12 protein-coding genes are annotated in these 13,589 nt (G+C 59.8%); 8 read left to right on the top strand and 4 right to left on the bottom strand.

Annotated elements, in window-relative coordinates; translation table 11 throughout:
- Window positions 1-4: 4 nt before the first annotated feature.
- On the bottom strand, window positions 5-1,459 hold the full coding sequence (locus AC3I65_RS17140) for a flavin-containing monooxygenase (protein ID WP_439125113.1): 1,455 nt from the start codon (window positions 1,457-1,459) through the stop codon (window positions 5-7).
- Between the two features lie 182 nt (window positions 1,460-1,641).
- Between AC3I65_RS17140 and AC3I65_RS17135 the strand changes: the two genes are divergently transcribed.
- The 3 genes from AC3I65_RS17135 (at window position 1,642) to AC3I65_RS17125 (ending at window position 4,430) form a co-directional block, all read left to right on the top strand.
- Window positions 1,642-2,727, top strand: a complete 1,086-nt coding sequence (locus AC3I65_RS17135) for a diguanylate cyclase (protein ID WP_047228522.1) — start codon at window positions 1,642-1,644, stop codon at window positions 2,725-2,727.
- Window positions 2,728-2,851: 124 nt separating this feature from the next.
- Window positions 2,852-3,538: a cysteine hydrolase family protein gene (locus AC3I65_RS17130; RefSeq protein WP_305466310.1), complete on the top strand. Its 687-nt coding sequence runs from the start codon at window positions 2,852-2,854 to the stop codon at window positions 3,536-3,538.
- Between the two features lie 4 nt (window positions 3,539-3,542).
- A complete protein-coding gene (locus AC3I65_RS17125) occupies window positions 3,543-4,430 on the top strand; it encodes a LysR family transcriptional regulator (protein ID WP_274090733.1) in 888 nt (295 codons plus the stop codon).
- 122 nt (window positions 4,431-4,552) lie between these two features.
- Here the strand turns inward: AC3I65_RS17125 and AC3I65_RS17120 are convergent, their stop codons facing one another.
- The gene (locus AC3I65_RS17120; protein WP_047228519.1) at window positions 4,553-5,470 is read right to left on the bottom strand and encodes an AraC family transcriptional regulator; all 918 of its coding nucleotides are present in this window, start codon (window positions 5,468-5,470) and stop codon (window positions 4,553-4,555) included.
- Between the two features lie 247 nt (window positions 5,471-5,717).
- Between AC3I65_RS17120 and AC3I65_RS17115 the strand changes: the two genes are divergently transcribed.
- The 3 genes from AC3I65_RS17115 to AC3I65_RS17105 all read left to right on the top strand — a co-directional run bounded on the left by AC3I65_RS17115 (window position 5,718) and on the right by AC3I65_RS17105 (window position 8,466).
- Window positions 5,718-6,740: a dienelactone hydrolase family protein gene (locus AC3I65_RS17115; RefSeq protein ID WP_419418061.1), complete on the top strand. Its 1,023-nt coding sequence runs from the start codon at window positions 5,718-5,720 to the stop codon at window positions 6,738-6,740.
- A 121-nt stretch (window positions 6,741-6,861) separates the two neighbouring features.
- Window positions 6,862-8,082, top strand: coding sequence for an MFS transporter (locus AC3I65_RS17110; RefSeq protein WP_488524022.1), 1,221 nt, complete (start codon window positions 6,862-6,864; stop codon window positions 8,080-8,082).
- Between the two features lie 123 nt (window positions 8,083-8,205).
- Window positions 8,206-8,466 carry a hypothetical protein gene (locus tag AC3I65_RS17105; protein WP_173406760.1) on the top strand — a complete coding sequence of 87 codons (261 nt, stop codon included), beginning with the start codon at window positions 8,206-8,208 and terminating at the stop codon, window positions 8,464-8,466.
- Between the two features lie 75 nt (window positions 8,467-8,541).
- Here AC3I65_RS17105 and AC3I65_RS17100 read toward each other — a convergent pair whose 3' ends face one another.
- The gene (locus tag AC3I65_RS17100; RefSeq protein ID WP_047228517.1) at window positions 8,542-9,693 is read right to left on the bottom strand and encodes a mechanosensitive ion channel family protein; all 1,152 of its coding nucleotides are present in this window, start codon (window positions 9,691-9,693) and stop codon (window positions 8,542-8,544) included.
- 192 nt (window positions 9,694-9,885) lie between these two features.
- Between AC3I65_RS17100 and arsN2 the strand changes: the two genes are divergently transcribed.
- Complete coding sequence (gene arsN2, locus AC3I65_RS17095) at window positions 9,886-10,317, top strand: arsenic resistance N-acetyltransferase ArsN2 (RefSeq protein ID WP_173406761.1); 432 nt, start codon at window positions 9,886-9,888, stop codon at window positions 10,315-10,317.
- Here arsN2 and chrA read toward each other — a convergent pair.
- On the bottom strand, window positions 10,314-11,669 hold the full coding sequence (gene chrA / locus AC3I65_RS17090; protein WP_160891330.1) for a chromate efflux transporter: 1,356 nt from the start codon (window positions 11,667-11,669) through the stop codon (window positions 10,314-10,316). The genes arsN2 and chrA overlap by 4 nt on opposite strands.
- Before the next feature lie 300 nt (window positions 11,670-11,969).
- Between chrA and AC3I65_RS17085 the strand changes: the two genes are divergently transcribed.
- Window positions 11,970-13,541, top strand: a complete 1,572-nt coding sequence (locus AC3I65_RS17085) for a sensor domain-containing diguanylate cyclase (protein WP_047228514.1) — start codon at window positions 11,970-11,972, stop codon at window positions 13,539-13,541.
- Window positions 13,542-13,589: the final 48 nt, after the last annotated feature.

Below are 13,589 nucleotides of genomic sequence, written 5' to 3'. Positions count from 1 at the left end.
AGGGTCAGGACAGAATGTGATCGGCCAACCGGAGCCGACGAGTCAGATAATGATAAGTGAAGCTGAAACCGGGGAACATCGCGACGACGTGGCCGCTTTTGCTTTGATACCAGCTGTGACAGCCGCCGGATTTCCATACGGTGCGTTGCATTTCCCGGTGGATCATTTCGGTGTAGAGCTGTTCGGCGGCGGGCTGCACTTCGATGCTGCGCAAGTTTTGCCGGTTCAGGGTGCGGATGCAGTCAAGGATGTAGTTCATCTGCGATTCGATGATGAACAGTGCCGAGGTGTGACCGATGCCGGTGTTGGGCCCGGTCACGATGAACAGGTTGGGGAAGTCCGGCAGGCTGGTACCCAGGTAGGCGCGCGGGTATTGGGCCCAGACGTCTTGCAGTCGAGTGCCGTTGCGGCCGGTAACGGGATAGGAAATCACCCCGTCGGTGGCGTCAAAGCCTGTCGACCAGATGATCAGGTCCAGCGGGATGTGCTGGCCGTCCCGGGTGATGATGCCGGTTTCATCGAGGGCGGCGATGCCGTGCTCCTGGCCATGCACGCTGACGTTGGCCCGGCACAGGGCCGGATACAACGTACTGGACAGGATGACGCGCTTGCAGCCGATCAGGTAGTCAGGGGTCAAGCGACGACGCAGAACCGGATCAGGCACTTGGCGTTCAAGCATGTTCAGGGCCTGGCGCTGGACCATGCGAACCGCCGACCGTGAATATTTGAACGCAATCACCCGGGTTTCGAATTGCCAGTAGATCGACCAGCGCAACAGGGTGCGCATCGGCGCCAGGCTCAGCAACCAACGTTCGAGACGGTTGAACGTGCGGTCGCGGCGTGGCAGTACCCAGTGGGGCGTACGCTGAAACACGTGCAGATGGGCGACTTCTGGCGCAATGGCCGGGATGACTTGGGCGGCGCTGGCGCCACTGCCGACGATGGCAACGCGTTTGTGGCGATAGTCGTAGGTGTGGTCCCAATCATTGGTGTGAAACGTCTTGCCCTGGAAACGATCCCGGCCTTCGAAATCAGGGATCACCGGTTGGCTGAGGGGGCCTGTGGCATTGATCAGGAATTGCGCATGAAAGGTCCCTAGGCTGGCGGTGTCGACGATCCAATGTCGGGCATTGTCGTCCCATGCCACCCGCTGCACATTCGCGCTCAGTTGTACCTTGTCCTGCAGGGCGAAGCGTTCGATCACGTGCCGGGTGTAGCGGTGCAGCTCCTCCTGGCCGGCGAACATCCGGCTCCAGTCGTAAGCGGCGAATGAGAGCGAATACAAGGGCGACGGCACGTCTACCGCCGCGCCGGGGTAGGTGTTCTGGCACCAAGTGCCGCCGAAGAAATTCCGTCGCTCCAAGAGCAGGAAATCCGTTATGCCCTCTTTGAGGAGATTGATTGCCGCGCACTGGCCCCCGAACCCGCTGCCGATGATCAACACCTGATAGCTGCGCATGGGCCTCCTTTCTGGTGGTGGTTGCCGATTCCCTTTGTCATGTATAGCCAAAATCCGAGCGGAGCCGTGCATTTGATGGCGAATAAATAACCCTTCATCGATGGTGGCTATTTGATGCTGCCCTGATAGACTCCAAATAACCCTATCCCACAACCCGGGAAGCCCTCGGTACAGAGGCCTCTATGCAAAGAACGGGACGAAAGGGACTGTCATTGGCCAGGAGGCTTTACACCTCACGAATCCTGGGCCTGATGCTAGGGTTGTTGTTGGTGAGTGTCGCCGTCTATCCCCTTGACCCGGCACCTTGGGTCTGGTGGGCCATGCTGTTCAACGGCTTGTTATGGCCGCATGTGGCCTATCAGTGGGCCCGTCGCGCGGCGCAGCCGTACCAGGCTGAACGCCGAAACTTGCTGATTGACGCCTTTCTTGGCGGTTTCTGGGTCGTTGCGATGCAATTCAATCCGCTGCCCACGGCCGTTACGCTGGCAATGATGGCGATGAACAACGTCTCCATCGGGGGCTTGCGTTTTCTGTTCGCCGGGGCGGCGGTCCAAGTGACGGGCATCGCCCTGGGCTTGGCGATCTTCCCGTTGACCAGTGTGCCGATGACCAGTTCGGCGCAGCTCTATGCCAGTTTGCCTCTGTTGTGCATATATCCGCTGGCGTTGGGCTGGATCTGTTTTCGCCAGACCGCCATCCTGGGCCGGCAAAAGCGCGAGTTGTTGGCCCTGAGCCGTACCGACAGCCTGACCGGTCTGCTCAATCATGGGGCGTGGAAGGACCGGCTTAACGAGGAGTTCCAGCGCTGCCTGCGACAGCCACACGATGGGGCTGGTCACGGCGTGATTGCGCTGATGGACATCGACCACTTCAAAGCCATCAATGACACCTATGGCCATGGCGCTGGTGACATCGTGTTGCGTCAGCTGGGCAAGATGCTCAAGCAAAACCTGCGGGCCACCGACATTGTCGGACGTTATGGGGGGGACGAGTTCTGCGTGATTCTGCCGGACCTGACGTTGCACAATGCCGTGCTGGCCATGGAGGCCCTGCGTGAGCGGTTCGCCCTGCTCGGCTACGAGCAGGCCCCCGCGCTAAAGGGCAGTCTGAGCATTGGCCTGGCCGCCTTCAACCCGGCCTATGGCGACGCCACTCTCTGGCTCAACGACGCCGACCAAGCGCTTTACGAGGCCAAGACCGGCGGGCGCAACCGGGTCGTTTGCCATCGGCAGTGCCAGATGCTCGAGGAACCGGCGGTTTCTTTCTGACCCAACCGAGGAAGAGGGTTTATTTGTGCTAAACACAAACAAGTCCTGTTCCAGCCGCACTGTGTTCCGGCCTGAACTATCCCCCTAGGATTGCTTCACTCAACCACTTGTGAAGGAATCCCTCATGCAACGTTTTACCCGTCGTTTGCTCACCGCTTGTGCGTTCTCCGGTATTGTCGCCAGCACCGGCGCATTGGCTGATGCCCATCCCACCATTCGAGCCATGGCTGGCGCGGAGCCGGTCAACCAACTCCCGGCCGGTAAAACCGCGTTACTGGTAATCGATTTCCAGAACGAATATTTCACCGGCAAAATGCCCATCCCTGACGGCGCTGCTGCGTTGGCCAATACTCGCGAACTGATTGATTTCGCCGATGATCACCACATGCCGGTGTTCCATATCCAGCACATTGCGCCGGCCGGTTCGGCGGTGTTTGCCGAGGGTGGCGAAACCGTGAAATTCCATCCGGACATGCAGCCCCGGGCCCAGGATGTTGTCTTGCAAAAGACTACTGTCAGCGTCTTCGGCAGTACCGACCTGGACAAGCGTTTGAAGAGCGCTGGTATCGAAAACCTGATCATCTCCGGCCTCATGACCCACGCGTGCGTGGCCGGTGCTGCCCGTGATGCGGCGCCGCTTGGCTACAATGTGTTGGTCGCCTCCGATGCATCGGCTACCCGTGCGATCACCCGGGTCAGTGGCGAAGCGATCGACAAGGACGCCTTGCACAAGGCCGCACTGGCCGAGGTCGAGGATACTTTCGGTGATGTGATGACCACCGCCCAAATCATCAAGCTGCCGGTACGCTGAAAATATGAATCAGATGCTCGCCATGCGCGTGTTTCGCTGCATCGTGGAGGCTCAGGGGTTTTCAGCCGCGGCCGAACGACTGGATACCACTCATTCGTCGGTGTCGCGCAACTTGCAGCAACTGGAGTCTGTGCTGGGCGTGCGTCTGATCAATCGCAATACCCGACGCATGAGCCTTACGGCAGCAGGCGAGCGCTACTACGCCGCTTGCGTGGATATTCTGGATCGCGTTGATGCCGCGTCCCAGGCGGTGACCCTGGAACAGGAACGGCCCTCCGGGCTGCTGCGCATCAGTTCACCGCTGGTGATCGGTACGCTGGAGCTGGCCCGTTGGTTGCCGGGGTTCCAGGAGCGCTATCCGGACATCCAGGTCGATCTGTCCTGCTCGGATCCGCTTGTCGATCTGGTGGCCGATGGGTTCGATGTGGCGTTACGGATTTGCGGGCCGCTGGCCGACAGCAGTCTTGTCGCGCGCTTGCTCAGCGTTTCGCCGCTGGTTCTGGTGGCGGCACCGGCCTATGTCTTCAAGCGCGGGCTGCCTCGCGGCGTTGCTGAACTCAACGACCATCGGCTGCTGACGTATGCCTCGGCCACGCAGTGGGTGCTGGTGGGGGAAGCAGGGGAGTCGAGCACGGTGGATTGCGCCAGCAGCTTTCACACGGACACCATCACCGCCTTGCACGCCTGCGCTCTGGCGGGCGGGGGCATTGCCGCGTTTACCCTGGCGACGGTGCAGGATGACTTGCTGACGGGAAGACTGGTGCGGATTCTGCCTGAGTACACGCTTGGGCAGCGGCACTACTATGCGCTTTACCCGCATGCGCGGAATTTGCCGGCCAAGGTTCGAGTGTTTGTGGATTACATGGCGCAGTATTACGGCGCCAGGAACTGATGGACCTTGGACTGAACAGCGCCGGGGCCTGAAAAGCCCGGACAACGTTGCGACGATTTGAAAGATGTAGCTGAGCCGTGGCGAGGGAGTTCCCTCGTCACAATGGGGCAAGCCACAATGAATCAAACAGCCTTGGTGTGATCGGCTGGCCCGCGCAACGTCGCAATATCCCGCTTGGGCGGCATGCCAAACAAACGGCCGTACTCACGGCTGAACTGCGAGGGGCTTTCATAGCCCACTTTGAAGGCCGCACTCGCCACGTCCATATGTTCATTGAGCATCAAGCGCTTCGCTTCGTTCAACCGTAGCCACTTCTGGTACTGCAGCGGACTCATCGCGGTGAGCTGGCGGAAGTGATGGTGGAAGGTGGGGGGGCTCATCTGCACACGCGCCGCGAGGTCCTCTACGCGGATGTGTTCGGTGTAATTCAATTTCAGCCAGTCGATGGCTTTGGCGATCCGGTAGCCCTGGCTGTCCACGGAGGCGATCTGACGCAGCCGCGAAGCCTGGTCGCTCATCAACAACCGATAATGAATTTCCTGTTGGATCAGCGGCGCCAGTACAGGGATCGCGTCAGGCTCATCCAGCAGCGCCAACAAGCGTGCGAACGGCGCCAGAAGCTCAGGTGTTGCTGTACCAATGCCTGCGCCAATTCCGATGGGCCGGTCTCGATACGGCGTCATGCCGCTCTGGGCGACCAGATCGGCGACCATGCGCAAGTCGAGCTTGAAGACCAGGCCCAGGCAAGGTTGCTCCGGGCTTGCCACCATCACTTCAGAATTGGCGGGGATGTCCAGCGAAGTGATGAGAAATCGTGTGGTGTCGTATCCATACGCCTTGCCACCTACCCATACCTGTTTAACGCCTTGGGCCACGAGCACGATGCTCGGTTCGATCATGCAGATGACGGGACGCGCCGGGGCTTCACGTCGAAAGAAACTAAGGCCGGCCACCGGCATATCAAAGTCCCCCGTCTGTGGGGTCCGGGCGTCAATGATGCCGGCGAGCGTCTCTTGCAGGGATTTGCGTTGGGTGGTCATGGCGGGTTCGGGGGTTGTCCAGGGCTGATAGCTATAGGCAGAACAGTAACTCGCCAAGCGAAGCGCTGCCTACCCGAACTGGGTGAACTCATAGGATCGGGCAAGAAAAGCAGCGCAATGCGCTATCTGAAATCCGGGTTGAGCGCTGAAAATTTGATCCGACCTGACTCAGGAGATCATTACTCAATGCATGTTCGAGCCTACGCGGGCGACACCCCTCGAATCACTCAAACAGAAGGACTATCCAGTGAAAAGAATGCTGCTTGCCCTCAGTCTGCTTATCGTCTCTTGCTCATCCATGGGGGCTGATATGTCCAACGGTGCTGACAACTTCTACAAAAGTGACAAGGTGACAGTGGAAAAGGTCGCCTTCAAGAATCAATACGGGATGGAGGTGGCAGGTAATCTGTTTGTCCCAAAGGGACTGGACCCGAAGGCGAAGAGCGCCGCCATCATCGTGGGTCATCCCATGGGCGCGGTGAAGGAGCAGAGTTCCAATCTGTACGCGACCAAAATGGCCGAGCAGGGTTTTGTTACGCTCTCCCTGGATTTGTCGTTCTGGGGGGAGAGTGAGGGTACGCCGCGCAATGCAGTGTTGCCGGACATGTACGCAGAGGATTACAGCGCTGCGGTGGATTTTCTCGGCACCCGGCCGTTCGTCAATCGCGAGCGCATCGGCATCATCGGTATCTGCGGCAGCGGCGCTTTCGTCATCAGCGCAGCCAAGATCGACCCGCGCCTGAAGGCCATCGCGACGGTCAGCATGTACAACCATGGCGACTTGTACCGCAAAGGCTTGGGTAACTCGACAACGGCGGAACAGAAAAAGCAGTTCCTGGCCACGGCAGCCGAGCAGCGCTATGTGGAGTTTATCGGTGGGAAAACCGCGTACACCTCTGGCTCACCGCTGAAATTGACGGGCGATGCCATCGCGGATGAGTTCTTTGACTTCTACCGGACCCCGCGTGGCGAAGTCACTCCCGCCGGCGCTTCGCCGCAGACCACGACCATGCCCACGCTGTCCAGCAACGTCAAGTTCATGAACTTCTACCCGTTCGATGACATTGAAAGCATCTCGCCGCGTCCTTTGCTGTTTATCACCGGCTCCGAGGCGCACTCGCGTGAGTACAGTGAAGATGCCTACAAGCGGTCTGCGCAACCCAAAGAGTTGCTCATCATCCCGGGAGCCAACCATGTGGACCTTTACGACCGGGTGAACCTGATCCCGTTCGACAAGTTGGCCGGGTTCTTTCGCAACAATCTGAAGTAACTCCCTCAATCACGCCATCACTTGGCACCTCTTGTCCTGCGGCAGCGATCTTCGGTGCCGCAGTTCGTCCCCTCGAGTCTTCAGTGGACCCGACGCTCAAGAAACACAGGATTCATATCCCATGACCGATAGCGTATTGCCCATCTCCCAAGACCGCCCCACGTGGAGCGCGGTGCTTGCCATGTCCCTCGCTGCGTTCGCCCTCGTTGCATCGGAGTTCATGCCGGTCAGCCTGCTCACGCCCATTGCGGCCGATCTTCACATTAGCGAAGGGCAGGCCGGTCAAGGCATCGCCGTGTCTGGCGCCTTCGCCCTGATCACCAGCCTGTTCATTGCATCGATTGCCGCTAGGGTGGACCGTAAAAGTTTGCTCCTGCTGCTGACAATGTTGATGATCATTTCTGGAACGGTGGTCTCATTGGCACCCAATTACGCGGTATTCATGGCCGGACGCGCACTGATCGGCGTTGCGATTGGCGGCTTTTGGTCGTTGTCAGCCGCCACGGCCATGCGGCTGGTGCCGGATCACCAGATCCCACGGGCCTTGGCGATCGTCAATGGCGGCAACGCGTTGGCGACGGTGGTGGCGGCGCCGCTGGGCAGTTTTCTTGGGCAGATAATCGGTTGGCGTGGCGCGTTCTTTTGCATTGTGCCTGTCGCCGCCACCGCTTTGGTCTGGCTGCTGTTACGCCTGCCCTCCATGCCGGCACAGACGAAGCAGGGCAGCGCCAACGTGTTCAAATTGATGGCGCGGGGCCCCATAGCCTTGGGCATGCTGGCTGCCAGCGCATTCTTCATGGGTCAATTCATGTTGTTCACCTATCTACGACCGTTCCTTGAAACGGTGACGCAGATGAGCGTGTCTTTGCTTTCGTTTGCATTGCTGGTGATTGGCGTGGCCGGTTTGCTCGGTACCTTTGTGATCGGTGCGTTCTTGAAAAATGGCCTGTATCGGACGCTCATCGTCATCCCGTTGCTGATGGCAGCGATTGCACTTGCCTTGGTGGGGTTCGGGGCGTCGGCAACCATCACGATTATCCTGCTGGGGCTTTGGGGGTTAGTGGCCACCGCTGCCCCCGTCGGCTGGTGGACCTGGCTGGCGCGAACGCTGCCAGATGATGCCGAAGCAGGGGGCGGATTGATGGTCGCGATCATCCAGCTTGCGATTGCGGCGGGTGCCACGGTGGGCGGCATCCTTTTCGATCTGAGCGGCTATCAGGCGACTTTCGAAGCCAGCGCGGTTGTGCTGGGTGGTGCAGCCGTTCTCGGCATCCTGGCTGCACGGGCCGCGGTTCGGGATTGCCCAGACATCCGCGCCCGGGCGCAAGCCAAGGCCGTTTGAGCAGATGACCGTTGAGCGCCTGCGGTTGGTGGCACATTGATATATTGGTAGGCTAGGGGCTCGTTACCTATCGAGTGGGTCAGTGTGACTACCGAGCGAATTTTCCAGTTGGAGCAAGCCCTTATGGCCGTGATCGCTGCGGCGGGAAAGATGGGGGTCTGCAGTGATGAACTGTGCGCGCAGGCGGTGGGCGGGTTGATGTTTGAACACCATTGGAGCTGGGCAAACGCACAGTACGCACAAGGGGCGGCCGACGAGATCGACAACGCGTTGAGCCTTCTCGTAGGGAAACCGCCGGTGGAAAACAGGTCGCCGGCGATTGAGACCGGCGCCAATGCGTTGCTCAATCCGCCAGCTAATTCGCGGTCTGTCAGTTTTATTTGATACGAGTGGGCGCCCATTTGCGTGTGCGCCCTCATCGCGAGCAAGCTTTGCTCCCACAGGGTAAATGCTTGGAGGTTAATGCTGCGAGCGATATTCCGGCGCGGCTTCCAGCGAGGTCTTGTGAGCGTTTTCCTTGGACGTTTGCCCCTGCGTATCGGGTAGCGAGGCGACATGAACGGTACGGGCCGGGATCGCAAATCGCACACCGATTCTGGCGAATTCTTCCATCATGCCCAGGTTGATCGCCTGTTGGACATCCATGTAAACGTTGTAGCTGGGGTCCAGCACGATGTACACCGTTTCGAATTCCAGTGCGCTCTCGCCGAAACCGCGAAAGTGCGAGCGGTCGAAGCGGGTCTTTTCCTGAGCCTTGATGATGTTTTCGACGATGACCGGCACTTGCCTTAGCTGTTCTGTCGAGCAGTCATGGGGCAGGGCGAATTCAAAGACGATCCGTCGTTCCTGAAGCCGTTTGTAGTTCTGAATGGTGGTGCTGATCATTCCGGCATTGGCCATCACGATCTGCTCGCCACCCAGGCTACGGATCCGCGTGGTTTTCAAGCCGACATGTTCCACGGTGCCGGCCAGGGAACCCACGACAATGAAGTCGCCGACCTCGAACGGTTTGTCCACGGCGATGGACAGCGAGGCGAACAGATCACCGAGGATGTTCTGCACCGCCAGCGCCACGGCGATACCACCGACCCCGAGGCTGGCGATAAAGGCGGTGATGTTCACGCCCAGGTTGGAGAGCATCGCCAGGAGCACCACGGCCCAGAGAAACACCTTCGCGCCCCACAGGCTCAGGGTGGCCAACGCGCTTTTCTGGTGGATGTCGGAGTGGCTGTGGCGGGCGAAATAGTGCAGCAACGCCAGGGCAATTGCCCGGTTGGCCCAGAGCCCCACCTGCAAGGCTGCGACCACGAACCAGAGGCTGCTGACCCGGTCAAGCCAACGCTCCGGCAGGTCCAGGACGCCGACGCCAATGAGGATGGAGGCCAGTAACAACAGCGTATTGCTGGTGCTGGACAGGACCTCGACGGCGATGTGGCTGACATACGCATCGGGTTTCTGTGCCCGGGCCTGCACTTTTCTCAACAGCAAGCCGATGCCGGCCCTGACGATGATAAAACTCACCACCATCACACCCAGGGCCAGGAGCCAGTTGGCGATGGAGATGCCGAGTAATTGGGTATCGGTAAGGAACTGAAGAGAGCTTGAGTCCATGTGAACGGTCACCTGTGCCATTGCTGTTCAGGTTTTGGCCCTTGCCGACTTTGGTGTGAGAACCTGGGCAGGGCATGAACCTGGTTAGTTCGCGCAAAGCACGGGCCGTTCAATTTTGTTCTGCGCCAGCAGTTGCGTAGGAGAGTGCTGGCGGCGTAGTTTCCTGGGCAGAACCTCTGTCAGAGCAATGCCATGCACATGACCGAACTGAGCAATGAGGAGTTGGAGCCGTTGCGCCAGGCGCTGATCCTGGCGGGTCTGCCTGTGGACGACCTGAACCAGCAGGGCCGACGTTTTTTCAGCTTCAGGCAAGCAGACGCTCAGACAGCGTTTGGCGGGATCGAGGGGGAGGGCGCGGACCGATTGTTACGCTCTCTGGTGGTCCCTGAGGGGCTGCGGGGGCGCGGCATAGGCGCAGCGATGCTGGTCGCTCTGGAAGAGTTTGCGAAAAACCAAGGCGTAGAACGCCTTCACCTGCTCACTGCCAGTGCTGCTAGGTTCTTTGTCGCCCAGGGGTATCAGCCGCGTGACCGTTCGCTGGCGCCGATGTCGATCAGCGAAACGGCCCAATTCAGATCATTGTGCCCGGCCTCGGCGGCCTACCTGAGCAAATGCCTCATCTAACGCAGTAGATGCACGGCCAGGCCGGTCAGTCCGCATCCCAGTAGCACCTGGATGACGCCGCGTTTGTAGCGAAACAGCGCAATGGCGGCGGCGAGCGCGATGATTGCCGACGGCCAGTCCAGCGCACCGGAAAAACCGCTGGGCCAAAGCACGTGGTAACCGAAGAAGCAGGCCAGGTTGAGGATCACCCCGACCACGGCGGCAGTAATCGCCGTCAGCGGTGCGGTGAATTTCAGCTCGTTATGCGTCGACTCCACCAATGGCCCACCCGCGAGGATGAACAGGAATGAGGGCAGGAACGTAAACCAGGTCACCAGCGTGGCGGCAACCGCGCCAGCGAGGAAGGCCTGTTCAGGGCCGAACACCTGCATCACGTAGCCACCGACGAAGCCGACGAAAGCGACCACCATGATCAACGGGCCGGGAGTGGTTTCGCCAAGGGCCAGACCATCGATCATCTGTGTCGGGGTCAGCCAGCCGAAATGTCCGACAGCGCCTTGATACACATAGGGCAGAACCGCATAGGCGCCACCAAACGTCAGCAAGGCCGCCTTGGTGAAGAACCAGGCCATTTGCGTCAGGGTGCCTTCCCAGCCGAACAACAGGGTCAACACACCCATCGGCAAGGCCCACAGCAGGGCGCCGATGATCGCCAGCCGGGCCAGTCGCAAGGCGCTGAAGCGGGCATGCTCCGGGGGCGGGGTGTCATCGTCGATCAATGCCGGGCCAAAGGACTGATGCGTGGCGTTGTGGCCGCCCAGGCTGAACTTTTCCGGTGCCCAGCGGCCGCCGAAGTACCCGATGACCGCCGCTCCCAGCACGATCAGCGGGAAGGGGAGATTGAAAGCGAATATCGCGGTGAACGAGCCGGCGGCGATGGCCCACAGCCAACTGTTCTTGAGCGCGCGCGAACCTATCCGGTGGGCGGCATGCACGACGATCGCGGTCACGGCTGGCTTGATGCCATAAAAAATCCCGGCCACCACCGGCACTTCGCCAAAGGCGACATACAGCCAGGACAATGTGATGAGAATGAACAGCGAAGGCAGCACGAACAGCGCCCCGGCAATGATCCCGCCCCAGCTGCGGTGCATCAGCCAGCCCAGGTACGTCGCCAATTGCTGCGCCTCGGGGCCTGGCAGCAGCATGCAGTAATTGAGGGCATGCAGAAAGCGTCGTTCGGAAATCCAGCGTCGGCGCTCCACCAACTCCTGGTGCATGATCGAGATTTGTCCTGCCGGCCCACCGAAACTGATAAAGCCCAGCTTGAGCCAGAACCAGAACGCCTCGCGCAAGCTGATGGCCGAGGGGCTGGACAACGGGTCGTCGACGGTCGGGATGGGTTTATTCATGGTCGGTCGGTGCTTGAATGGCAAAGGCGACCTACGTTATGGGGCGTTACGCAATTTTGATAGCCCTGGCAAAGCGATTCATGAAAAAAACCGGCTTTCCGGGATTGTCGCCATTGGGGGGGATTTTCCGGCCAGAACGGGTGAATTTGACAGGGCCATGCGCAGGATTTTGGATCCATTGAGCCACCCATCGGCTATGCCACACCGGCAAATTGCCGCCCCCCCAGGCGGTAGGCTAAGCTCACGAATATTGGGGGCTTTGAGGGTTTCGCTCATGCTTTGCCCCCCTCAGGAAATCGCTTGCCTATCCCCCATTTTGATCCGTTCCATGTCCCTGGCGGTGCCCTCAAGCGCCTGCCGTTGCTCAAGGCAGCGGTGGCGTTTATCGCGGCGGTCTGCCTGTGCCTGTGTGGCCTGCTTTTTTTGCAACTGGAACAGTCTCGTCGCTACGATCTGGAGTCGGCGCGCACCGCCTCAGCCAACCTCACCCGGGCCATGGCCCAACAGGCTCAGGACACGTTCCAGCAGACAGACCTGGTCCTGACCAGCCTGGCGGACTGGATAGAGAGCGACGGTTTCGATCCGGCGCTGCAACCACGTCTGCAGAAAACCTTTGCCCGGCGCGTGCAAGCACTGGAGCAATTGCATGGCCTGTTCCTGTTCGACAAGCACGGTCAATGGGTCATTACGTCCTTTGAACAACTGCACAGGGGCCCAGGGGTAGCAGATCGGGACTACTTTACGTTCCATCAGCAGAACACCGCCCTGATCGCTCATATCGGGCCGGCTATCCGCAGTCGACAAAATGGCGAGTGGATCATCCCGGTGTCGCGGCGCTTGAATGATCAGGACGGCAATTTCCAGGGCGTATTGTTGGCCGGGATCAAGATGTCGTACTTCGATCGATTCTTCGAAAGCTTCAGCCTCGCTGATCAAGACGAGATGGTCCTGGCCTTGTCCGACGGGACCTTGCTGGCCCGGCGCCCCTTCGACGAGGCGAAAATCGGTCGATCCCTGGCCGAGGAACCGGTCTTTCAGCATGAGTTGTACAGCGAAGGCGCCGGTACCGCGACCATCCGTTCCGCTGCCGATGGCGTCCTCAGGCTCTATGACCACCAGCATTTACAGGCCTATCCACTGGTGGTTACCGCCGCGATGTCCGAACAGGCGATCCTGGCGGGTTGGCACGACAGAGCCTTCAAATCCAGTCTGATCGTGGCAGTGGTGGTATTAGGTATCTGCCTGTTCGGCTGGGTGTTCGTGCGTCAGGTGCGCAACAGCGAACGGATCGAAGCGGACCTGCGCAAGGCCCAGGAAGCGTTGGAACTGATTGCCACCCATGACAGCCTGACCGGGCTTGCGAACCGTCGGCTGTTCGAGCGGGCCCTGGACATCGAGTTCGGCCGGGGTGCCCGCCAGCGCAGCCCCTTGAGCTTGATCATGCTCGATATCGATTTCTTCAAGCGTTACAACGACACCTACGGCCACGTGGCCGGGGATCATTGCCTGGCAGAAATGGCGAAGGTGCTCAAGGGTTGCTGTCATCGCAAGGCTGACCTTGCCGTGCGTTATGGTGGCGAGGAGTTCGCGGTGCTGCTGCCCGATACCAACCTGCAAGGGGCCTTGGCCCTGGCCGAGCAGATCCGCCGCAGCGTTATCGACCAACACATCACCCATGCCGGCTCTCCTACCGGCTACTTGACGGTGAGCCTGGGCTGCTACGCGTTTGTGCCCAGCAGTCTGGACAGTATTGAAGTGTTCCTCCAGCGGGCCGACGCGGCGCTTTATCAGGCCAAGCACAGCGGACGCAACCGAGTGGCGGCGTTATCGATGGAAGACGGGTTTGATACGCTGGCGCGCTCGGATCGTTGAGGTCGCAGAAATCATCAAAATCGATGGCCGGGAGATCGTAAGTCGTTG

The organism is Pseudomonas sp. N-1-13, from assembly GCF_057787095.1.
Note: the sequence above shows the minus strand (reverse complement) of the source record. Positions and strands in the feature narration are given on the sequence as shown.